General features: G+C 58.5%; 21 protein-coding genes. 16 read left to right on the top strand and 5 right to left on the bottom strand.

Features of this window, described 5'->3' with window-relative positions:
• Nucleotides 1–54: 54 nt before the first annotated feature.
• From ASQ50_RS06840 to ASQ50_RS06800, 9 genes are read left to right on the top strand one after another with little or no spacing between them, the layout of a single operon-like run.
• A complete protein-coding gene (locus ASQ50_RS06840) occupies nucleotides 55–570 on the top strand; it encodes a Na+/H+ antiporter subunit E (RefSeq protein ID WP_058092660.1) in 516 nt (171 codons plus the stop codon).
• Nucleotides 567–857 carry a monovalent cation/H+ antiporter complex subunit F gene (locus ASQ50_RS06835; protein WP_058092661.1) on the top strand — a complete coding sequence of 97 codons (291 nt, stop codon included), beginning with the start codon at nucleotides 567–569 and terminating at the stop codon, nucleotides 855–857. Before ASQ50_RS06840 ends, ASQ50_RS06835 begins: the two co-directional genes overlap by 4 nt.
• Nucleotides 850–1,170 (top strand): cation:proton antiporter, encoded by a 321-nt coding sequence (locus ASQ50_RS06830; RefSeq protein ID WP_058092662.1) that lies wholly within the window; start codon nucleotides 850–852, stop codon nucleotides 1,168–1,170. The genes ASQ50_RS06835 and ASQ50_RS06830 overlap by 8 nt, the downstream gene beginning before the upstream one ends.
• Nucleotides 1,163–1,447 carry a Na(+)/H(+) antiporter subunit B gene (locus ASQ50_RS06825; protein WP_068351428.1) on the top strand — a complete coding sequence of 95 codons (285 nt, stop codon included), beginning with the start codon at nucleotides 1,163–1,165 and terminating at the stop codon, nucleotides 1,445–1,447. The genes ASQ50_RS06830 and ASQ50_RS06825 overlap by 8 nt, the downstream gene beginning before the upstream one ends.
• Nucleotides 1,444–2,145 carry an MnhB domain-containing protein gene (locus ASQ50_RS06820; protein WP_068351425.1) on the top strand — a complete coding sequence of 234 codons (702 nt, stop codon included), beginning with the start codon at nucleotides 1,444–1,446 and terminating at the stop codon, nucleotides 2,143–2,145. Before ASQ50_RS06825 ends, ASQ50_RS06820 begins: the two co-directional genes overlap by 4 nt.
• Nucleotides 2,142–2,492, top strand: a complete 351-nt coding sequence (locus ASQ50_RS06815; RefSeq protein ID WP_058092664.1) for a cation:proton antiporter subunit C — start codon at nucleotides 2,142–2,144, stop codon at nucleotides 2,490–2,492. Before ASQ50_RS06820 ends, ASQ50_RS06815 begins: the two co-directional genes overlap by 4 nt.
• Nucleotides 2,489–3,955, top strand: a complete 1,467-nt coding sequence (locus ASQ50_RS06810) for a complex I subunit 5 family protein (protein ID WP_197492723.1) — start codon at nucleotides 2,489–2,491, stop codon at nucleotides 3,953–3,955. Before ASQ50_RS06815 ends, ASQ50_RS06810 begins: the two co-directional genes overlap by 4 nt.
• Nucleotides 3,952–5,448, top strand: a complete 1,497-nt coding sequence (locus ASQ50_RS06805; RefSeq protein WP_058092665.1) for a complex I subunit 5 family protein — start codon at nucleotides 3,952–3,954, stop codon at nucleotides 5,446–5,448. Before ASQ50_RS06810 ends, ASQ50_RS06805 begins: the two co-directional genes overlap by 4 nt.
• Nucleotides 5,448–6,926, top strand: a complete 1,479-nt coding sequence (locus tag ASQ50_RS06800; protein WP_058092666.1) for a complex I subunit 5 family protein — start codon at nucleotides 5,448–5,450, stop codon at nucleotides 6,924–6,926. Before ASQ50_RS06805 ends, ASQ50_RS06800 begins: the two co-directional genes overlap by 1 nt.
• Here ASQ50_RS06800 and ASQ50_RS06795 read toward each other — a convergent pair.
• Complete coding sequence (locus ASQ50_RS06795) at nucleotides 6,909–8,429, bottom strand: FAD-binding domain-containing protein (protein WP_058092667.1); 1,521 nt, start codon at nucleotides 8,427–8,429, stop codon at nucleotides 6,909–6,911. The two genes, ASQ50_RS06800 and ASQ50_RS06795, sit on opposite strands and share 18 nt — an antisense overlap.
• Complete coding sequence (locus tag ASQ50_RS20440) at nucleotides 8,426–8,569, bottom strand: DUF2256 domain-containing protein (protein ID WP_072676429.1); 144 nt, start codon at nucleotides 8,567–8,569, stop codon at nucleotides 8,426–8,428. The genes ASQ50_RS06795 and ASQ50_RS20440 overlap by 4 nt, the downstream gene beginning before the upstream one ends.
• Nucleotides 8,570–8,641: 72 nt before the next feature.
• Between ASQ50_RS20440 and ASQ50_RS06790 the strand changes: the two genes are divergently transcribed.
• The gene (locus tag ASQ50_RS06790; protein ID WP_058092668.1) at nucleotides 8,642–10,330 is read left to right on the top strand and encodes an HAD family hydrolase; all 1,689 of its coding nucleotides are present in this window, start codon (nucleotides 8,642–8,644) and stop codon (nucleotides 10,328–10,330) included.
• A gap of 5 nt (nucleotides 10,331–10,335) precedes the next feature.
• Here the strand turns inward: ASQ50_RS06790 and ASQ50_RS06785 are convergent, their stop codons facing one another.
• Together ASQ50_RS06785 and ASQ50_RS06780 are read right to left on the bottom strand one after the other, a co-directional pair.
• Nucleotides 10,336–11,631, bottom strand: coding sequence for a substrate-binding periplasmic protein (locus ASQ50_RS06785; protein WP_068351419.1), 1,296 nt, complete (start codon nucleotides 11,629–11,631; stop codon nucleotides 10,336–10,338).
• 96 nt (nucleotides 11,632–11,727) lie between these two features.
• Nucleotides 11,728–13,260, bottom strand: a complete 1,533-nt coding sequence (locus ASQ50_RS06780; protein WP_058092669.1) for a cryptochrome/photolyase family protein — start codon at nucleotides 13,258–13,260, stop codon at nucleotides 11,728–11,730.
• A 183-nt stretch (nucleotides 13,261–13,443) separates the two neighbouring features.
• On the opposite strand from ASQ50_RS06780, the gene hemN reads away from it, so the two are divergent.
• Nucleotides 13,444–14,853 carry an oxygen-independent coproporphyrinogen III oxidase gene (gene hemN / locus ASQ50_RS06775; protein WP_058092670.1) on the top strand — a complete coding sequence of 470 codons (1,410 nt, stop codon included), beginning with the start codon at nucleotides 13,444–13,446 and terminating at the stop codon, nucleotides 14,851–14,853.
• Between the two features lie 69 nt (nucleotides 14,854–14,922).
• Here hemN and ASQ50_RS06770 read toward each other — a convergent pair whose 3' ends face one another.
• Nucleotides 14,923–16,944 (bottom strand): methyl-accepting chemotaxis protein, encoded by a 2,022-nt coding sequence (locus ASQ50_RS06770; protein ID WP_058092671.1) that lies wholly within the window; start codon nucleotides 16,942–16,944, stop codon nucleotides 14,923–14,925.
• Nucleotides 16,945–17,223: 279 nt separating this feature from the next.
• Between ASQ50_RS06770 and ASQ50_RS06765 the strand changes: the two genes are divergently transcribed.
• From ASQ50_RS06765 to ASQ50_RS06750, 5 genes are all read left to right on the top strand, one after another.
• On the top strand, nucleotides 17,224–17,430 hold the full coding sequence (locus ASQ50_RS06765; RefSeq protein ID WP_044383689.1) for a CsbD family protein: 207 nt from the start codon (nucleotides 17,224–17,226) through the stop codon (nucleotides 17,428–17,430).
• 74 nt (nucleotides 17,431–17,504) lie between these two features.
• Nucleotides 17,505–17,651 carry a lmo0937 family membrane protein gene (locus ASQ50_RS20965; protein WP_156509981.1) on the top strand — a complete coding sequence of 49 codons (147 nt, stop codon included), beginning with the start codon at nucleotides 17,505–17,507 and terminating at the stop codon, nucleotides 17,649–17,651.
• An 86-nt stretch (nucleotides 17,652–17,737) separates the two neighbouring features.
• Nucleotides 17,738–18,733 carry a ubiquinone anaerobic biosynthesis protein UbiU gene (gene ubiU, locus ASQ50_RS06760; protein ID WP_058092672.1) on the top strand — a complete coding sequence of 332 codons (996 nt, stop codon included), beginning with the start codon at nucleotides 17,738–17,740 and terminating at the stop codon, nucleotides 18,731–18,733.
• Between the two features lie 13 nt (nucleotides 18,734–18,746).
• Nucleotides 18,747–19,652, top strand: a complete 906-nt coding sequence (locus ASQ50_RS06755) for a U32 family peptidase (RefSeq protein WP_058092673.1) — start codon at nucleotides 18,747–18,749, stop codon at nucleotides 19,650–19,652.
• A gap of 75 nt (nucleotides 19,653–19,727) precedes the next feature.
• The gene (locus ASQ50_RS06750; protein ID WP_058092674.1) at nucleotides 19,728–21,797 is read left to right on the top strand and encodes a T6SS phospholipase effector Tle1-like catalytic domain-containing protein; all 2,070 of its coding nucleotides are present in this window, start codon (nucleotides 19,728–19,730) and stop codon (nucleotides 21,795–21,797) included.
• Nucleotides 21,798–21,799 lie beyond the last annotated feature (2 nt).

Raw genomic sequence — 21,799 nt, 5'->3', positions numbered from 1 at the left:
TTAACAGGGAGTTAGCGAACCAAGACCCTGTTGAACCCCGGGACAGGAGACCCTATGCAGTCAGCGCCATCGTTACCCGCCCTCAGTTTGTTGCTTCGTGGCGCTGCGTTATTGGTGGTTTGGTGGGCGCTAACGCTCGGTGAAACGTCTGCCCTGGGTTTTGGCCTGGGGGTGACCGCCCTCGTGGCCTGGCTGTCGGTACGCCTGTTTCCCCCATCCGGTTATCACCTCCGGCCCCTCGGGCTGATGTTGTTTCTCGGCTATTTTCTCAGCCGCTCGGTGGTGGCCGGTCTGGATGTTACCCGGCGTTTGCTGTCACCGGCCTTGCCGGTTCACCCCGGTGAAATCACCCTGACCCTTTACTTGCCCGAGGGCAGCCCTCGCTGGCTGCTGGCCAACACCCTGTCCCTTATGCCCGGTACCCTGAGCGCTTTGCTTGAGGGCGATCAATTGACCCTGCACTGCCTGGATACCCGAGAGCCAGTAGAGCAGGACGTGCGGGAGACAGAGCGGCAGGTGGCGCGGGTTTTCGGGCTCTCCCTGAACGACATCGGGAGGGCGGTGCAGTGACCCTGATACTCAATGCCGTTGCGGCCTTCCTGTTGCTGACCCTGTTGATTGCCCTGATCCGCATCTGGCGGGGGCCGGAGCCGGCCGACCGGATGTTGGCGTCACAACTGTTCGGCACAACCGGCGTGGCGCTGTTACTGGTGCTGTCCTACGCCCAATCCATGCCCGCACTGATGGATGTGGCACTGACACTGGCGGTGTTGTCGGTACTCGCGATCGTGGCGTTTGTAACCCGTGTGGTGCGTATTGAGCAGTCGATGGACGATGATGGAGGCCTCGATGATTGACTCCGTTGTACTGGTGGTTCAGCTGTTGTTGTTGGTTCTGGGTTGCCTGTTTTTTTCGGTGGGCACCCTCGGTCTGTTCCGATTCTCCGACACCCTGACTCGTATCCATGCTCTGACCAAGGTGGACAACCTCGGGTTGGGCTTTATTGTGCTGGCGCTTTTGCCACTGGCACCGTCGCTGGCGGGTGGCGTAAAAATGGTATTGATCTGGGCCGCAGCTCTGGCTGCCAGCGCAACGTCTGCGCACCTGATTGCCCGCGCCGTTCATGTGCGCCCGGAGCATTCCGCGGTTGAGGAGGCAGCTGATGATTGACTGGCTGGTGGACTCCATCTTGGTGCTGGCGCTGTTGTCGACCGCGATCGGGGTGTTGTGGTCTGCAAACCTGTTTCGGGCGGTGGTGATGTTTATCGCCTTTGGCCTGCTGATGGCGCTGGCCTGGGTTCGCCTGCAGGCGCCGGACATTGCCCTGGCAGAAGCCGCCATCGGCGCCGGCCTGACCGGCGTGTTGCTGCTGGATGCGGCCAGGCATTTGGGCTACAACCGGCGTTGCGGTGGTGAAGGCAATGGCCAGGGCGGGGCGTCGGAATGATGCGTTTTTTTGGCGTTACCATCCTCGCCGCAGTGTGTCTGGCCTTTGCCGGTGCCCTGATGATCACGGTCTGGCAGATTTCCGGTACCCAGGCGCCGGTCGACCTGCCCGGACTGCTGGTGGAGAACCTGGAGGCCAGTGGGGTAGAGCACCCAATCACCGCTGTGCTGTTGAACTTTCGCAGTTACGACACGCTGCTTGAGATCGGCGTGTTGGTCATCGCCGGGATTGCGGGTATCTCCATGGCGAAAACGACGTCCCTGGAAGATCCTCTCCTGCGCACTTCAGATTCCTTGTTGTATGCCCTGCAGCGCTGGTTTGTACCGTTGATGCTGGTACTTGCCGGCTACCTGTTGTGGGCGGGTTCCGACCGCCCCGGAGGAGCGTTCCAGGCCGGGGCCGTGTTGGCGGCGTCGGGTGTGATGATGCGCCTTGGCGGGATCCCGATGGAATTTCTGCGCCCCGGCGTGTTGTTGCGTTTTGGGCTGGCCCTGGGCTTTTCCGTATTCCTTCTGGTGGCGGTGGCCAGTGCCCTGGCCGGCGATGCGTTCCTGGCGTACCCGGAAGCCTTTAACAAACCTCTGATCCTGGTCATCGAAACCGTGCTTACGTTCTCCATTGCGATGGTATTGCTGGCTCTGTTTGTGTCGGCACCGGTTAACGGCGCTGAAGAACCGGAAGAAGGGGAGCGCGGATGACCTCGGCCCTGTTGTATGCATTCGCTGGCGTTGCCTTGTGTGGTATTGGTCTGTTCGGGTTTCTGCGCCAGCAGCACCTGCTGCGCAAGTTGATGGCGTTCAACCTGATCGGTTCCGGCGTATTTCTGATCATGGTTGGCCTGGCTCAGCGCAACGGTCAGCCAGATCCTGTGCCCCAGGCCCTGGTGCTCACCGGCATTGTGGTGGCTATCGCAGCGACGGCACTGGCCGTGGTGTTAATCCGCCGGTACTACCATTTGTCAGGCCAGACTACGCTGGCTGAGCCGGCCCGGGAAAATGCCAGGCCCAAGGCTCGGGCTGTGAACCGGGAGGGTGCTCCCGAATGACCTTGTGGTTAATGGCGGGATTGTTGTTCACACCCCTGGCCTGGGCGGTGCTGACCCTGTTGCTGGATTTCAGCAAAGGCCGGGTGGTGACCTGGCTTGGCATCCTGGTGCAGGTGTTGGTGTCTCTGGGCTTGTGGGCCGCCGTGGCCAGCGAGGGCGGTTTTCTTTACCTGCTCGGTGGTTGGCAGGCGCCACTGGGCATTGAGCTGCGTGTGGATGGCCTGGCGGTAACCTTCGTGTTGCTGACGGCTCTGGTAGCGGCCGCTTGCGGCTGGCACGCCAGCATCTACCTGGCCCCCGGCAAGCCGTGGCACCGGTATTTCTGGCCGCTGTTCTGGTTTCTTTGGGCCGGGCTGAACGCGGTCTGGCTGGGCGGCGATCTGTTCAATCTGTATGTGGGGCTGGAGCTGATCAGCCTTGCCGCCGTGGGGCTAGTGGCGTTGGGCGGCCAGGCGGACGCACTCAGGGCTGCCATTCGCTACCTGATGGCGGCTTTGCTGGGTTCCCTGGCGTACCTGCTTGGTGTGGCCCTGATTTACGGCCAGTTTGGCACCCTGTCGCTGGCAGGCGTGACCGAGCTGATGAATAGCGGTGATGTTCAGTCGGGCCTGACCTTCCCGCTGATTCTGATGCTGCTGGGCCTGGCCCTGAAAACCGCGCTGTTCCCGATGCATGGCTGGTTGCCGCCGGCCCATGGCATCGCCAAGTCGCCGGTCAGTGCGCTGTTGTCTGCGTTAGTGGTCAAAGCCTCGTTCTACATTGCCGCCAGGCTTTGGCTGGACCTGGGAGGCGACCTGGGTGGCTATGCCCTGGCTCAGTTGATAGGCGTGTTGGGTAGTTTGGCGGTTATCTGGGGTAGCTGGCTGGCGTTCCGGCAGGCCAAACTGAAACAGGTGGTTGCCTATTCCTCCGTGGCGCAGATTGGCTATCTGTTTTTGCTGTTCCCACTCACCTGGGGCGTCACCGACGCCATATCCCAGCAGGCGCAACAGGGCATTACCCTGCAGGTGGTCAGCCATGCCCTGGCCAAGGCCGCGATGTTTCTGGCCGCCGGCAATCTGATCATGTCGGTAGGCAGCAACCGGGTGGATGCCCTGGCGGGTGTCAGCCGGTTCCTGCCGTTCTCGCTGTTTTCTTTCGGGCTGGCCGGGGTGTCGTTGATGGGGCTGCCGCCTACCGGGGGCTTTGCTGCGAAGTGGTTGCTCCTCCAGGCCAGCCTGGCCAGTGGCCAATGGTGGTGGCTGGGGGTTCTGCTGGCGGGTGGTTTGCTTTCTGCCGCCTATGTCTTCCGGGTTTACCGGGCGTCGTTCATTGAAGCGACAGACACGGACCAGTTCTATCACCCGTCCAGGAGCCTGGAGGTGATACCGATGATTCTTGCGTTGCTGTCGCTTGGCCTTGGCCTGGTGGCGGAGCCGGTGTTGTCGGTGATGTCCTTGCCGTTTGAGGGGGGCAGCCGATGACCCTGAGTGTATTAATGCCGGTTTTTGCGCTGATGACTTCGTTGCTGGCGTCGGTGGTTCTGTTCGCTGTGCCGGAGAAAGGGCATCGTCTGAGAACCATCATTAACCTGGCAGCCGCCATTCTGAAGATTGCCCTGGTTGGGTTGATGATCTGGGGTGTGGCCCAGGGGCGCGAGTACGAGGCCGCGTTCACCATGGTACCTGGTGTGGAATTCGTGCTGCGGGCTGATGCGCTGTCGATGTTGTTTGCCGGGTTGTCTGCCCTGCTGTGGTTGCTGACCACCATCTATGCTGTGGGCTATCTTGAGGATTCCCCGAACCGGAGCCGGTTTTTCGGGTTCTTCAGCCTGTGTGTCGCCAGTACCATGGGTATTGCCCTGGCGGGCAACCTGTTCACCTTCTTTCTGTTCTACGAAATGCTCACCCTTTCCACCTATCCGCTGGTGGTACATCGTGGCACGACCAAAGCGCTGAGGGCCGGGCGTAACTACATTATCTACACCCTTACCGGTGGCGCGGTTTTGCTGTTTGCCATTGCCTGGCTGCACGGCCTGGTGGGGGATCTCAGATTCCAGGAAGGGGGCTACTTCTCAGAGGTTGACCCATCCATGCAGGGGCCTCTGACGATCATTTTCGTGCTGATGATGGTCGGACTGGGGGTAAAAGCAGCCCTGGTGCCATTCCACGGCTGGCTGCCCCAGGCAATGGTAGCGCCGGCACCGGTCAGTGCCCTGTTGCATGCCGTGGCGGTGGTGAAAGCTGGTGCCTTTGGCATTATCCGCGTGGTCTTTGAGATCTACGGGTTGGAAGCGGCCAAAGACATGGGGCTGCTGGCCGGGCTTTCGGTCGTGGCAGCCTTCACCATTATCTATGGCTCCACCCGTGCCTTGTACCAGGTTGACCTGAAACGTCGGCTGGCGTTTTCAACGGTCAGCCAGGTGTCCTACATCGTGCTGGGGTTGTGCCTGTTCGGGCCCGTGGGCGTGGCCGGTGGCCTGGTGCATCTGGTGCATCAGGGCATCATGAAAATCACCCTGTTTTTCTGCGCCGGGAATTACGCTGAAACTCTCGGAGTGCACCGCATCGATGAACTGGACGGTGCAGGCAAACGCATGCCGGGCACTTCGGTGGCGTTTACCTTGGGCGCCTTTGGCATGATTGGTGCCCCACCGTTGGCGGGGTTTATTACCAAATGGACCATGGGCAGCGGTGCACTCGCGGTCGGTATGGATTGGGTAGTAGCGGTGTTGGTGATCAGCAGTCTGCTCAATGCGGCGTATTTTCTCCCGATACTGCACCGGCTCTGGTTTGCCGAACAGTGCGAGCCGTGGCCCCACGAGCGCCGTTGGGGACGCCTTGAAACCAGCGCCTGGCTGCTATGGCCACCGTTAATTACTGCCGCTCTTATGCTGGTAGCCGGGCTGATCGCCAACCTGCCGTTCAGCCCCCTGAGTTGGGCTGAGTTGATTGTGGCAAGGGAGGTGGCGCTGTGATGTTTGCGTCAAACCTCTTGCTGTTGTTGGCGATTATCCTGCCGCTGGCCTCATTGTTACTGGCGCTGCGACCCGATTGGCAGCAGGCTTATCGTTACTGTTTGCCCGTGTTGCCCTTGCCCGCCTTGTTGGCAGGCCTGATATTGGGGCCAGACGCGTCCCTTGAATTGCCGGGGCTGCTGTTAGGCGGCCTGTGGGGGCTGGATGAGCTGCGCCAGGTATTCCTGGTTCTGACGGCAACGCTTTGGCTGGCGGCCGGTGTCTTCGCCGTCGGCTATCTGAAGGTGCATTACCTGCGGCGTTTCTGTGTGTTCTGGGCACTCACTCTGGCTGGCAATCTGGGGCTGGTGATGGCCCAGGATATTGCCAGCTTCTATAGCTTCTTCGCCCTGATGACCTTTGCCGGTTATGGCCTGGTGGTGCACGAGGGAACGGGAGAGGCCAACCACGCGGGGCGCGTCTACCTGGCCATGGCGGTGGTGGGTGAAATGGCCATTCTGTCCGGCCTTTTGATGGCCGCCCAGCAGGCAGGTAGTGGCTTGTTGGCCGATCTGCCTGCCGCCGTGGCGGAGGCCGACCGGCGCTGGTTGATCATGCTGCTGTTGCTATCGGGTTTTGGGGTAAAAGCGGGTTTGCCTCTTCTGCATTTCTGGTTGCCCCTGGCGCACCCGGTCGCGCCGACGCCAGCCAGTGCGGTGCTCAGTGGCGCCATGATCAAAGCCGGCCTATTGGGTTGGCTGGTCACTTTGCCGTTTGGTGAGGTGTCTTTGCCGGATTGGGGCAATGCGCTGGTGATCCTGGGCGCTGTCGGTTCCCTGGGTGGTGCTGTGCTGGGTGTTCGCCAGCGGCGCCCGAAAACCGTGTTGGCCTATTCCAGCATTAGCCAGATGGGCCTGATGACACTGATGGTGGGCGCGGCGCTGGCCAATGCCGAGTATGCGGGCCCGCTGTTTGCGGTGATGGCGCTTTACGTTCTGCATCATGGTCTGGCCAAAGGTAGCTTGTTTCTCTCTACTGCCATGGCTTTGCCGGCGGGACGGGGTGGCCAATGGCTGTTGTGGCTGTTGATCGCATTGCCGGGGCTGTCCCTTGCGGGGCTGCCGTTTACCAGTGGCGCTGCCAGCAAGCTGGCCATGAAGGACCTGCTCAAGCCGGGCAACTTCGAGTTTGCGATGGCGCCCTACCTGCCCATGCTGATGAGCGCGGGTGCTGTGGCCACCATGCTACTGGTATGGCGTTTTTTGTGGGTGCAGCGGGCAGCTGCCAGTGGTGGCAGCAATCCTGCGTTTATGTATCTGGGCTGGGGCCTGGCCACGGCTGGCAGCCTGGTACTGTTCTGGTGGTTGCCCTGGCCCGGGGCCGTGCCGGATAAAGCCTGGCTAGCCACCATGGTTTATGAGGCCTGGAGCCTGTTCTGGCCCATTCTGGCGGCGACGGCTATCGCGGCGCTGGCCTGGCGCTCAGTCAAACAGCGATAGCTGGTTGTCCGGCGGCGGCTGGCTTGCCGGTTTCGGCCGTGTTTGATGCGGCCCCTTGCGGCTGCCGTGGCGGTGCAGCACCCGGCCAGTCTCTTCCCGGCTGACGTGTTGTTTTCGGAAGTCGCCCACCGCTTTGCGCGCCGCCCGGGCCGCCTGTTCATGGTCACATACCGGCGCAATGTAGGTGTTGCCGCCGAACTTCGCTTTCTGGGCGGGTGTCATTAACCAAGGGGTATGGATCATTTCTTCGGGAACCCCGGCCAGCTCCGGAATCCAGCGGCGGATAAACTCGCCGTGCGGGTCCAGCTTCTGGCTTTGCAGCACCGGATTATAGATGCGCAGGGCGTTGATGCCGGTCAGGCCAGATTGCATCTGGATCTGGGAATAGTGAATGCCCGGCTCGAAATCGGTAAACAGTCGCGCCAGGTGCAGGGCAGGTTCACGCCAGTGCAACCACAGTTGGTAGCTGGCTACCGACATCAGCATTGCCCGCATTCGGAAATTGAGCCAGCCGGTGTGTTGCAGGCTGCGCATGCAGGCATCCACCAGAGGCCAACCGGTTTGCCCTTGCTGCCAGCGCTGCAGCCGTTCGGAATCGTTCGGCCCGGTTTTTATGCCCTCCAGTTCCCGGTGCATGGCGCGAAATTCCAGCTCCGGTTCGTCTTCGAGTTTCTGGATAAAATGACAATGCCAGTGCAACCGGGAGCGAAAGCTGGTCAGGCTTTTCTGTTTCCGGGGCAGGGTATTACGGTGAATGCCGGCAGCCTTGGCCTGTTGGTAAATTTCTCGGAGGCTGACCGTGCCATAGGCGATATGAGGGCTCAGCCGGGAGCAGGCGCGCACGGCAGTGTTGGGGCTGGAAATGTTGTACTGGTAACCCACGCAGCGGCGTTCCAGAAACGACGCCAGTAACGTCTCGCCGCGAATGCTGCCGCCGGTTTGCCGATCCGGGCACCGGTCTGCTGCGGTGGCGCCGGGTTCGATACCGCGCCAGGCTACACCCTGAATGGCGCCGGCAAATGGCACGGAGCCAGGTGCCTCAAGTACGGGCTGCCTCATCAGTTCTGTCCAGGTTTTGTCCCATATGTCCCGGTCTTTGAGCCGGCGTACCACCCCGAACTGGTTCCACTCCCGGAACTCTATCTGGTTGTCGGAGCACCACTGGATAACCGCTTTGTCGCGCTCGAAGGTCCATTGCCCGCCAGTTTCCTGATGGCAAAACACACGCTCAATGGCATGGCTTGCCTTGAGCTCACTCAGGGCCCCGATGACGGTCCCTCGCAGCACCACCAGTTGGTTGCCCGCTTTGCGCAGCTGCTTATCGAGGTCCTCCAGGGAATCCCGGATAAAACACCATTGCCGCCCGCTGGTATCCGGTTGCTGCCAGTAGTCGTCTTCAATCACGTACAGTGCAATAACCGGCTCCCCCAGATTGGCGGCAGCCACCAATGGGGCGTGATCGCGGGTGCGCAAATCCCGTTTGAACCAGACCACGGTGGTCATGGCTGCGGACTCCGATTACGGCGGCACCGTTCGCTGCAATAGCGAACCTGGTCCCAGTCTTTTGCCCATTTCTTGCGCCAGTTGAACGGGCGCTGGCACACCGGGCAGGTTTTCTCGGGCAAGTGTGGTTTTTTGTGCATTCGGGACTTTTGGTTTTAACTGAAGGTATGAGTTTTGGAGATATACGTAACTGAAACGGCGAAGGTTTTGTTATGACCACACTGAACGAAGGCATACAGCCCCCATCGGTCCTGATCTTCGACTGGCACGGCACTTTGGTGGACACCCACGATGCCATGTTCAGCGCCATGGAAGACATGTTGCCGCAGCTGGAAGATCTGGGGCTGGTGGAAAAGTTGCTGCCGGAGGATCAGTGCCGCACGCAGGACGATGCCCGGCTGGTGCGTTACATCCGGATTTTTCGGCGCCTGCATCCGAGGATTCTTGCGGAGCGGCGGGTGTCCAGAACCGACATCTTCAACGCCATCTTCGGTGATAACAAAGCGGCCAAGCTGGTTGCCCACAAAGCCTACAACAACGCTTACCGGAAATATTTTGGCCAGGTGAAACCCTTTCAGCCCGGCGCCTATGAGTACCTGTGCGCGCTGAAAGCCATGGGCATCAAGCTGGCGGTATCGACCAACCGCAACCGGGAGTTTCTGGACAAGGAACTTCAAACGGTGGATGAGGGCCGATGGCATCATCTGTTCGATGCAACGGTATGCGCTGATGATGTGACCGAATACAAGCCCGACCCGCAGGTGATTCTCAGAACCCTGGAGAAGTTGGGGCTGCCGGCAGATGCCCGGGCCTGGTATGTGGGCGATAGCTACGTCGATATGCTCACCTCTCACAGTGCCGGGGTGTCCGGCGTGTTCTACAACGGCGCCTGCTGGGAGTCAGACCGGATTTCGAGCTGGTTCACCTCCCGGGATGCACCGGCGGCGGTGCTCGACAGTTTTGAAGACCTTATGGATTTGCTGGCGTTGCTGGAGCGGGAACAGCCTGAGGCGTTCGCCGCCAGCCCGGCGGAAGTGCGCCCGAAGCCCTTCCCGCCACCCGAACGGCCGGAGCCGCGTATTGAGCCGGATTGGCACCCGGCGGTGGTGAAGTTGATTCGCCCGGCGGTGGTGTTGTTTGACTGGCATGCCACCCTGGTGGACACCCTGGACGCCATGTACCACGCGGTGGACGATATGCTGCCGGATTTCCACACGCTGGGGCTGATGAACCGGATGGTGGCGCCGGAAGACAGCAAAACTCCGGAAGATGCCCGGCTGGTGGCCTATGTACGGGAGTACGCCAAGTTGCACCCCAAGGTAAAGGCAGACCGGAAAATCTCCCGCACTGATATTTTCGAGGTGCTGTTTGGGGACGATCAGCAAGCCAAGCAGGTTGCCCACAAGGCGTTTAACCACCACTACCGAAAGCACTACGGCACGGTGAAGGCCTTTGAGCCGAAAGTCCGGGAAGTATTGGAGGGGCTGCGACGACTGGGCATGCAGGTGGGCGTGATCACCAACCGGGATAGGGAGTTCTTTGAGCACGAGCTGGCGGCGGTGGAAGACACCGGTTGGACCCATCTGTTCGATGTGGATGTTTGCGGCGATGATACCCCGCTCAGAAAACCGCACCCGGACCAGCTGCTGCTGGCGGTGCAGAAACTGGATTACCCGCCGGACCCGAGTGTGTGGTACGTGGGAGATTCTACTACCGATGTGATTGCCGCGAAGCGGGCAGGTATGACGTCGGTGTTCTTCAACGGTGCCCAGTGGGACTTGCCCTGGCTGAACCGGATTTTTCCGGGCACTCACAAACACCCGGACAAACCGGACGTGGTGGTCAATGATTTTTCCGAGTTCTGGGCTTTGGTGCTGGCCTGTGAGCTGGGGCCGGCCTGAGGGTGTTACTCGGCTACCGGTAACTCCATGGGGACCTGCTCAGAACGAGCCCGCGCCAGCCGTTCGTAGTTGTGTAGCGTTTTTTCGATGGCCAGCCCCATCGCCAGAATACCTTCCAGGCCGTTATTCGGCTCTTTCAGGGGGATGGGCACACTGACGATAATCTGGAACTGGCGGGTAGACGCATCGTAGCGAATGGGTGATATCCACAAATCGGATTTGCGCTCCATACCACGTTCGGTTTCAACGGCAATCTCCTGGAACTTTGGCTCGTCGCCCTGCCAGTAATCGGATGACAGCTGACTCATGGCAACCAATGCGCCCTTGTTGTCGGTCAGCAAAAGTTCCGTTACCAATCCGCCTTGCTCGTCTTGCCACTGCTTCAGGGCCTGAGATGCCGGTAGCCCGAGTATCTCAGAGGCCAAGGGTGTCGGTTGCTCAGGGGCGAGAGCCTGCCAGAGGGTGTCCTGGGTGAGAATCTCTGTGAAGCTGTCGTAGACTGGCCCCTGATGAATTGCCTGAGCCAGATTCAGACGTTGCTCCAGGTCTTGTATGAGCCCCCTGGCTTGCCCTGCTACATGCTGATACTCATCTGCAGACAGCAGCATGTGCTGCTCCATACACGCCGGCAATTGACGGTTGAATCGGGTCAGGACCCCCGGGTGTTCGCTGACAAATCGTCGGTTGAGATAGAGGTGCAGCGGGGCGTAACGAAGGAATTCCCGGTTCAGCGTTTGGCCAAGTGCCAGTGAGTCTTCGCGCAGTGTCTCCATCACCTGTTGATCCATCAGTGCAAGGTCAATTCGTTGGCGTTTCAGCAAAGCCGGTAATTGTTCGGTTGAACTGACGGTCACAAACGGCTCAAAGCCGTTCTGGATGAGCCAGACTTCTTCGTTGCTGCCACCGACAACACCGATTTTTGCAGTTGTCGGGTCAGGGCGTTGGCCAAGGTAGAACCAGTACCATTTTTCCAATGCCACCGGGTGGCTGATATCCGCTGCCTCATCCATATCGGGTGATGGATCTACGGCAAAGTAGCCATCCACGAGTTGACGCTGCAGTGCGAAGCGGGCGCGGTTCTGGGGCATCAGGCGAATGTTTACCTGCGCCCCCGCATGTTTCATGGCGCATCGAACGGTCTCGACCGTTTCCCCGGTCACCTCCGGGCCGCCTGGGATCGGGTTGGCCTGCTGGTAGGGGGGAGAGTCAAATGTATATAAACTGAATGTTTCATGGTCTGCAGCAACTGTCCACGGAATCAAGGTGAACAGTAATCCTGCTGCTATGGGCCTGATAGACATGCCGGACTCCAGCGTCCTTATTGCTGACAATTTGCCGATGGATACAGCATAGCAGTCAACCGGCTTATTTTCTCTTAGCTGTTTTTCCCAGGTAGGTTACAGTTGCTCAAGATTGGCAAGCAGCCACTCCCCGCGGCTGAGAATGGCACGGCGCCGCTCATCTGGCTGTTTATCCCAGTTCCGATACATCATGGCCATGCGCGGATTGTTGGCAAAGTCATCCCGATGGCGGTCGATAAAATGCCAGTAAAGTGCATTAAACGGGCAGGCTTTCTCTCCAGTGGCATCCTGCACCCGGTAGTGGCAGTTCTTGCAGTGGTCCGACATGCGCTGGATGTATTTGCCACTGGCGGCGTAGGGTTTGGAGCCCAGATAGCCGCCATCGGCGTGCATCACCATACCCAGTGTATTAGGCAGTTCCACCCAGTCGAAGGCGTCGATGTAGACCGCCAGGTACCAGTCACAGATGTCCTCCGGATGTATGCCGGCCAGCAGGGCGAAGTTGCCGGTCACCATCAGGCGCTGGATGTGATGGGCGTAGGCGTTTCTGGCGGTGGCATCAATGGCCTTGTGCATACAGCGCATGTTGGTTTCACCGGTCCAGTAGAACCAGGGCAGGCTGCGCTGGTTGTTCAGCCGGTTCTCTTTGGCGTAATCCGGCATCAGCAGCCAGTAAATGCCGCGCACAAACTCGCGCCAGCCGATGATCTGGCGGATAAACCCCTCTGCCGCGTTCAGTGGCGCCCGCCCGGAATACCACGCTTGTGCCACCGCCTGGCAAACGTTCGTCGGGTCCAGTAATCCGGTGTTCAGATAGGGGGACAGGATGGAATGGAACAACCAGTCTTCGTGGTCGGACAGCGCATCCTGATAGTCACCGAAACAGGGCAGGGCGAAGTCGATAAAGTGTCCCAGCGCTGCCTGGGCCTGCTCCGCCGTGACAGCAAAATGGAAGTCCTCTGAGGTGCCGAAATGGTCGGGAAAGTACTCCTCTACCAGCTGGATCACCTCACGGGTAACCGAATCGGGCTCCACGCGAAACGGGGCCGGCGCGGGCGGCTTGCCGGACCATTTCTTGCGATTGTCGGAATCGAAATTCCACTGGCCGCCCTCCGGTTTGCCTTCAGGCGTCATCAGCAGGCCGGTTTTCTTGCGCATTTCCCGGTAGAAAAATTCCATGCGCAGTTGTTTGCGACCCTTGGCCCAGTCAGCGAATTCCTGTTTGCGGCACACAAAGCGGGTGTCTGGCCGCATCTCCACCGGAATGCCTAGGCGTTCATGCCACTGGCTGATCTGCGAGTGCAGCCGCCATTCACCGCACTCGGTGGTGATCAGTCTCTCGGGCTTGTGCTCTGTGGCGAGCTTTGAAATGACCGCTTCCAGGGATTTCTCAGGGTTATCCGGATGGTAGCGCTGGTAATGCACTTGCCAGCCTTGTTGCTTCAGTTCCCCGGCGAAGTGGCGCATGGCGCTGAAGATATACACCAGCTTTTTCTTGTGGTGATTGGTGTAGCTGGCCTCGTCATGGACTTCCGCCATCACCACCCGATCGTTGTCTCTATCTGCGCCTTCGAGTGCAGAAAGCTGGTGGCTCAGCTGGTCGCCGAGAATCAGAATCAGGTTGGCCATGGCATCAGCTCCGGTGTTGGCATTATCCCAAAGGGGTAGGCTGAATACGCCATGGGCGCAAGGGTGGTTCAGTGGCTATGCTGATAGACTCCAGATGATACGCATCAACTGATGCTCGGGGCCGATAGGGCATAATGGATGCTTTCCGGCTTGCCGATCTTTTCTGACGACAGAGTTTTAACTATGGCTTCCAACAACGCTGCAGAAAACAACCTGCCCGCCTTCATCTGGGATGAGGCACTGATTCGCCGCTATGACCTCAGTGGTCCCCGCTATACGTCTTACCCCACGGCGGTCGAGTTCACCCAGAAGTACGGTATCGAAGACATGGTGAAAGCGGCCGGCCGCAGCAAGGCTGCCGGTGGCCCCATTTCCTTGTACACGCACCTGCCGTTCTGTGCACATCTCTGTTACTACTGTGCCTGCAACAAGGTGATCACCAAAAAGCGCGATAAGGCTATGCCTTACGTGGAGCGTGTTCTGAAAGAAGCCGCCATCCAGTCAAAACTGTTCGGGGCGGACCGCCCGGTGCAACAGTTGCATTGGGGCGGCGGCACGCCAACGTTCTTGCCCCGGGATGTGATGCAGCACCTGATGGCCGGATACGCTGATCTGTTTAACCTGCAGTCTGGCGATGAGCGGGATTACAGCGTCGAGATTGACCCTCGGGAAGTGGACCAGGATACCCTGTCGACCCTGTGGGAGCTGGGCTTTAATCGCATCAGCCTCGGCGTTCAGGACGTAAACCCGGAAGTGCAAAAGGCGGTTAACCGTATTCAGCCCAAGGACATGACCGAGGCGGTTTTGAACGAAGCCCGTCGCATTGGTTTCCGTTCCATTAACCTGGACCTGATCTACGGCCTGCCGTACCAGACCCCGGAAAGTTTTGCACAAACCCTGGAATCGGTGATCGAGATGTCCCCGGACAGGCTCTCCGTGTTCAGCTACGCGCACCTGCCGGACCGCTTCTACCCGCAAACCCGGATTCAGGCCGACACTCTGCCAAGCCCGCAGCAGAAGCTGACCATTCTGCATAACACCATCAACCGCCTGCTGGAAGCCGGTTACGAATACATCGGCATGGACCACTTCGCCAAGCCGGACGACAGCCTGGCCGTGGCTCAGCGCGAGGGCCGGCTGCACCGGAACTTCCAGGGCTATACCACCCATTCGGATTGCGATTTGGTGTCTCTGGGGGTGTCTGCCATCGGCCAGACTGACGACGCCTATTTCCAGAACAACCATGATTTGCCGTCCTGGGAAGCCTCAATTGATGCCGGGCAACTGGCGATCGTTCGCGGCGTTGGCCTGAGCCGGGATGACCGGATTCGCCGGTGGGTGATCGGCCAGCTGATCTGCCAGTTCCGCCTGGATCGCAAACAGTTTGCAGACAAATGGAGCGAAGACTTCGATCGGTACTTCGCGGATGAACTGAACCGCCTGAAGCCGATGATCCAGGACGAACTGATTGGCGATGATGGCGGTGCACTTCAGGTGCAGCCCGCCGGCCGGTTGCTGATTCGGGCCATCTGCCAGATCTTCGATATGTACCGCAAGGAAGGTGCCAGCCAGCGGTTCTCGCGGATTATCTGACCGGGTTTGCTGTAAACAGAACCAACAAGGGCTGCCAAATGGCAGCCCTTGTTGGTTTGACTCGATGAATTAGCTAGCCACTTTGAACTCGTTGGCCAGGTCCTGGAGTTTGCGGGCAAGCCTGGCCTGCTCCTGAGTCACCTGATTGATCTCCTGTGATCCGGTCAACGTCAGGATAGCGGCCTCACTTACTGTCTCCATGCTGCCTGCCAGTTCACGGGTCACTGCGACCTGCTGTTCAGACGCAGTGGCAATCTGGGTGGCCATGTCGGAGATGCTGTTCACATCGGTCAGGATGTCAGCGAAGGTTTTTTCCATCTCAGAGGCCTGCTCGCTGGTCTGGTTGGCGAGCTTGTGGCTGGCAACAATGGATCGGCTGGCGCTGTCGGTAATGTTCTTGAAGCCGTTGATGATGTCTTCAATCTGGGTAGTCGATTCGTGGGTCTGCCGGGCCAGGGTGCGTACCTCATCGGCCACCACTGCAAAGCCGCGGCCATGCTCGCCAGCCCGTGCCGCCTCGATGGCAGCATTCAGGGCCAGCAGGTTGGTCTGGTCGGCCACTTTACGTATGACATCCACCACTTCACTGATGGTGCCGCTGCGTTCCTCCAGTTCTTCGATCACCTGATTCACTTCCTGAACCGATTGCGCCAGGGTGCGGATTTGCTTAACGCTTGAGTGCAGTACCTGCTCACCGGTCCGGCTCTTCTCCATGGCACTGTTGGAAGCGTCCGCAACCTGTTGGGTGTTTTGGGAGATTTCCTCCGAGGTGGCGGACATTTCTTCGGTGGCGGCAGCAACCTGCTCAATCTGCTGTTGCTGGTTCTTGATCTGGCCGGAGTTCTGGCCAGCGGTGGAACTGGTTTCCTCGGTGGCGGTGGCCAGTTGCACGCTGGCCTTATCGATCTGCATCAGGGCTGCGCTGAACCGGCCGAACAGTTCGTTGACCGCCTTGGCAATAGTGCCGGTTTCGTCCTGGCTGGACACCGGGATACGCCGTGTCAGGTCTTTGTTGTCCATGGCATAACGAACGCCAGACAACAATGCGGCTACCTGGTTATGGATGGCGTGGATGATCACCATCATCAGAATGATCACAAGCGCGATGGCACCGGCGGCAATCACGGATGCTCCGATCAAGGCGGTTCGGGCATCGGTAACGGCCTCAACAGAGGAACTCTCTACCTCTGCCAGCATCTGGCTCCGGATGCCGTTCATGGCTTCGATGCGCTTGGTGGCGGTGCTGAACCACTCGCTGGCATCCAGAGCATACATGCCGGAAGGACTGCTCAACAGAGTTTCGCGCTGGTTCTGAAACTCACGGCTGGCTGGCAGTTCTGGCAGCCGGGCAATATCGGCCCGAATGCCGGAGTTCGCCGGCAACATGCTGATGGCCGAATTCAGATAAGCATCCTGTTGCCCGCTCATGCCGGTGATTCGCCCGAGCGTGGGCAGGTCAAAGTCACCGGAACGGACCAGAGCCGCACCGTTGGCACGCTCCCGCCCGGCCATCTCGGCTGCTTCAGCCAGAGCGAAGTAGCCATTGATCTGCCGGGTAAGGTCAGGGTCGGTTGACCGGCGAACCAGCAGCGGAACCCGGTTCAGCACTTCCATGATCATCCGGGTATAGGTGCTGGCGGATTCAGCACCGCTGATGCTGCGGTTGTCCAGACTCTGGCGCAGCCGGCCAAGGGCGGCAAGCTGCTGCTCAAACTGGTCAATACTGGCATTGATGGCTCCATCAAACTCGGAATCCGACGCCAGTTGCTGAACGCCCAGGCGGTAGTCCCGCAGGCTCCGGTCGGTCTCTTGCCGCTGGGCATTGAGTTCCCTCCGAGCCTGTTGTTCGCCATTGCTTCCGGCAGCACTGGAAAGCAGAACAGCGGATCGCCCACGTTCCTTCTGCAGGGATTCAATCAGGGGGTCACCCAGTTCTGCCAGATTCACCATGGCCTGAAGTTGTCGCATGTTGCTTAGATCGTCAGCATTACGGCTGATGCTGAAAGCGGCAAAGAACACAATGACCAGCAATGCGGGTAGCACCAGGGTAATGAGCTTGCCCCGCATGGAGAGGTTGTTGAGGAATGACATGGAAGGTCCCCTTCACTGAATTAGTGCGTCCATTGTGGGCAAGTGTGGCAGGTGAGGGTATTCTCGGGTTGGGGTAGCTGATGGGGTAGTTTCAGTGCTGTAAGTCTCTGTAATGTAATGTTAAGTCTATGAAGTTTGGCATTAAAAGAGGCATGTACGTACTGTTGCGGAGAGTACCCCGAAAGGGGTGGTTGCCACCGTTGGTGTGCCACCGAACAGACCGAACGGTTGGGCAAGGCTAGTGTGAAATTGAAGTCATAACCAAAGGAGGGGATTCTGATGAGTATGTTCAATGCGGATGAAATGAAAGGTAAGTGGAAGCAACAGGTTGGGAAAGCAAAGATGACCTGGGGAAAGTTGACGGAAGACGAACTTCTTGAGGCAGAAGGGCGACAGGAAAAGCTGGCAGGCCTGGTTCAGGAACGCTATGCCGTTACCCGGGAAGAAGCCGAAAAGCAGGTGAAGGAATTTTTCGGTAAAAGTTAAGGTTGGTCAGCCCGCCCAGGCTGCGAGTCCAGACGCTCGTGGCTTGGTGTTGGGCCATACAGGAGCATGTTGTCATGCTGGAAACAATTGCCGTCATTCTGTTGGTACTTTGGGCCCTGGGCTTGGTTACTTCCTATTCCATGGGTGGTTTTATTCACATTCTGTTGGTGGTCGCGATAGTGGTCATACTGGTACGGGTCATTCGCGGACGAAGCTTGTAAGCTTTTGATTCGCCTGCTGACAAAGGTCAAGGCATGCCCTGTGGAAGTGGCGTTATGGTAGCGCCACCCTTGCAGTGGAGAATGCCATGGAACTTGTTTGCCCCGCCGGTAGCCTTCCCGCACTGAAAACCGCCGTCGATAACGGCGCCGATGCGGTGTATTTCGGCTTTCGCGACAGCACTAACGCCCGCCAGTTTTCTGGCCTGAACTTTAACGAAAAGCGTGCAGGGGAGGGTATTGAATACGCCCACTCCAAGGGCAGCCGGGTATTTTGCGCCATCAACACCTACCCACAGCCAGACGGCTGGGAGCAATGGAAGGGCGCAGTCGACCGCGCCGCGAACCTGGGTGTGGATGCCATTATCCTGGCCGATATGGGGCTGCTGGACTACGCCGCCAACAAGTATCCGGACACCCCTCGCCATTTGTCGGTGCAGGGTTCTGCCACCAGCCACGAAGCCCTCTCGTTCTATAAAGACAACTTTGATATCCGTCGGGCAGTCTTGCCCCGGGTGCTCTCGATTGACCAGGTGAGGGGCGTTGCCAAACACAGCCCGGTGGAGCTGGAAGTGTTTGCCTTCGGCAGCCTGTGCATCATGGCGGAGGGCCGTTGCTACCTATCGTCTTACCTCACCGATGAGTCTCCCAACACACGAGGCGCCTGCTCGCCCGCCAAAGCCGTGCGCTGGCAGGAGACCTCACAAGGGCTCGAGTCCCGCCTGAACGATGTCTTGATCGACCGTTATGGTCAGGGCGAGTCGGCCGGTTACCCGACCCTGTGCAAGGGCCGTTTTAAGGTGGAGGGCAGTGTCTATCACGCCATTGAAGAGCCGGTCAGCCTCAATACCTTGGACCTGCTGCCAGAGCTCAAGGAACTGGGCATCAGCGCGGTGAAGATCGAGGGCCGCCAACGCAGCCCCGCCTACATTGCCGACGTGGCCCGCACCTGGCGCCAGGCGCTGGATCGGCTGGACGCTACGCCAGGCATGTTTTCCGTAGAAAGCCAGTGGAACCAGACGCTGGCGGGGCTTTCCGAAGGTGGCCTGACCACCATTGGCGCTTATCACCGCAAATGGAAATAAGGTTCAGCTGATTATGATGAAACTATCCCTTGGCCCGATTCTGTGGTTCTGGACCAAGCAGTCCGTATTCGATTTCTACGCCAAAGCCGCTGAATGGCCGATAGAGACCATCTATCTTGGCGAGGCGGTCTGTTCCCGCCGCCGTGAACTCAAGCCGGATGACTGGCTGGAGCTGGCGCGGGATTTGAAAGCCTGTGGCAAGAACGTGGTGTTGTCGACCCTCACGCTGATCGAATCCGAAGCCGACCTGCGCCGCCTGCGCAGGTTCTGCGAACAGGATGAATTCCAGGTGGAAGCCAACGACCAGAGTGCCCTGCAGGTGGCCATCCGCAACAAAGTTCCATTTGTGACCGGCCCGTCCATGAACATCTACAACACCGCCACCCTGAAAATCCTGGCCAGACAGGGACTGCAAGGCTGGAACCTGCCGGTGGAGCTTGGTAAGGAAACCCTGGAACAGCTGATCAGGGAATTGAAGGCCGAAGGTCTGGATCTGCCCGCCGAGGTATTCTCCTGGGGCTTCCTGCCGCTGGCCTGGTCGTCCCGTTGCTTCACCGCCCGCCATTACAACCTGCCCAAGGATAACTGCGAGTTCCGATGTTTGGAGCATCCGGATGGCATGGAGCTGCGCTCCAGGGAAAGCCAGGAGCTGTTCCGCCTGAACGGCATTTCCACCCTGTCTGGCTCCCGCTATGACCTGATGCGGGAGTTGCCGGATATGGAACGAATAGGCGTGAGCACCGTGCGCTTGAGCCCGGAGCATCAGGGCATGGATGAGGTAGTCAAACGCTTTGACCAGGTACGCCGGGGGGAAGTGCCAGCCACCGACCCACTGCAGCTGGTGGAAGCGCCGCCGTGCAACGGGTATTGGTATGGCAGGCCGGGGATGGATTTGGTGCAGGACCCTGGATTACAATAAATTTTTGATTGCAACGAGCTTTGGACGGCTGTTGCATCACAGGGATGTTTTAACTCAGTCAATGGATGACGAACGATGGATATTGTCAAAACTTTCGATCTGGTTGCGGCACATCTGCCCAACCTGGAATCGCCCTTCTTTGCTGCTGAAAAAGCCAGAAACCTGCTGGAGAATGACCGTCACGGTCATCGCTTCAATCTAAACAAGATACTTGACCAAGTGGCTTCGTCCGGTTTACGACCGGACCAACGGATGCGATTGATAAATGAAGTCAGTAATCGACTCCGAGAAGGAAAGCTGTGGCTGGTATACGGCTATTGTGATGGAAAGCCCTTTGATCCGGTAGTGAGCTGGAGAGAGGATGCATCAGGGCAAGGGCGGTGGATGATCAATGACAGCGCCTGTCGGTTTGCCCTGAGGGATAGCGTCCAGAGCTTGAACGAAAACAATATCACTCCGCAACAACTGGCCCACCAAGGTGGTAGAAGCATTGGTTCGTTGTCTGCTGGACTCTTCAGCACAGAGCTGAGGCTCCTGCGCAAGGAGGAGGCTTTGCAACGGCAATCAGTGGCATCCTCGGACAGTCCCTTCCCGGCTACCCCTGTTGCGCCCTTGCCGTCAACGACCCAAACCCCACAATCGTCTGCGTCTGAAACGCCTCCGGAGGTTCATCTGGAAATTGGCCTATTCACCGACGGTACCCTGAATAACGCGGATAATTCCAGGGCAATGGAAGACCGCGTTCAGGAGGAATGCCTCACCCCGCTTGAAGACGGTGAAATTACCGAAGCGGAGTGTCGGTATCGGCTGGCAATGATGCTGGGGGGGAGTTATGCCAACGCGCCGAGTAATGTGGCGAAGTTGGCAGATTTGTACACGGAACTGGATGATGTTGAGGAAAATTTCATCATCCATCGCATAGCGCATTATGCACCCGGCATAGGCACAAGGACCGGCGATAAAGACTCTTTAATTGGAATGACATCGGGGGGCGGCGAAACCGGCATCGTAAGTCAGGTTAAGCAGGCTTTTGACGCAATAGCGAAAAGAATTTATCGATTAGGGTTGTCTGCTCCCTTAAGGTCGTTGACAGTTGATTTGTTTGGCTTCAGTCGCGGCGCAGCTTCCTCGCGCCATGCCGCCCACGAGATCAATCTCGGGGTGGAAGGTGCGTTCGGTCGGGCTCTCAATCATTACAGTATTGATTGGCCGGAGCAGGTTAGTATTCGCTTTGTAGGACTGTTCGATACCGTTGCTGCTGTAGTGAATCCATTGGCCCTGGATTTGTCTCTTGGTAATGATCGGAACGACCCTGTCAATTTATATCTGGATCCCCATGCGGTTGAGCAGGCCGTTCATCTGGTGGCTTCAGACGAGCATCGAGAAAACTTCGCCCTCAACAGCTTGCGAAACTCGGACGGCAGTCTCCCTGATAATTTTCGGGAGATTTCTTTGCCTGGGGTGCACTCGGATATTGGCGGCGGATACAGCGAGAATATGCGTGAGGATGTTTTAATCAGCCCCATAGAGAGAGTTTCTCTCTCTTGGTTTGATCAGCCAGAACAGACCCGGCAATGGCAAGCGCTGGAAGGCCTGAAAAAGCAGAAGGAAGCTGAGGGCTGGATCGGTGCCTACAGCCTGCCGGTAAGAGCATCGGAAAAACCGAATCCTCCGCCCAGTGGCCTGGGTACGGAGAGTGAGGCAAGATTGGCTATCCACACAAACATCTTCCCTCAGCGGACCCCGCACAGTGGGCGGATGGCTGAGCTTGCACTCCGGATGGTGCGCCAAGTACGCGGAGAATATTCGCGGGTTACATTACGAATTATGCATGAATTGGCAGTTAGGGGAGGGGTTCCTCTCGAACCGATTCCCAACAGGCAGGATTTTAACCTCCCGCTTGAGCTCCGGCCTGTCGCTGATCAATTGATGCAAGAGAGCTTTGGTGAGACCGACTCCCCATCTTTGAACGCGAGCCAACAACAAATGCTGCGCCAACGATATATTCATTATTCGTCAAACTTCAACTCGATCCAGTTCTCTGCGCTCGGCACGCCAGCATCATTGCGACTGCCGAACATTGTTACCCCGAATGCGCCTGCACAATCAGGTGAACGGGCCATGTATCCAAATTCTAGGGAGTAATG

Origin of the sequence: Marinobacter sp. LQ44 (assembly GCF_001447155.2) — a bacterium.
Taxonomy (GTDB): Bacteria; Pseudomonadota; Gammaproteobacteria; order Pseudomonadales; family Oleiphilaceae; genus Marinobacter.
Note: the sequence above shows the minus strand (reverse complement) of the source record. Positions and strands in the feature narration are given on the sequence as shown.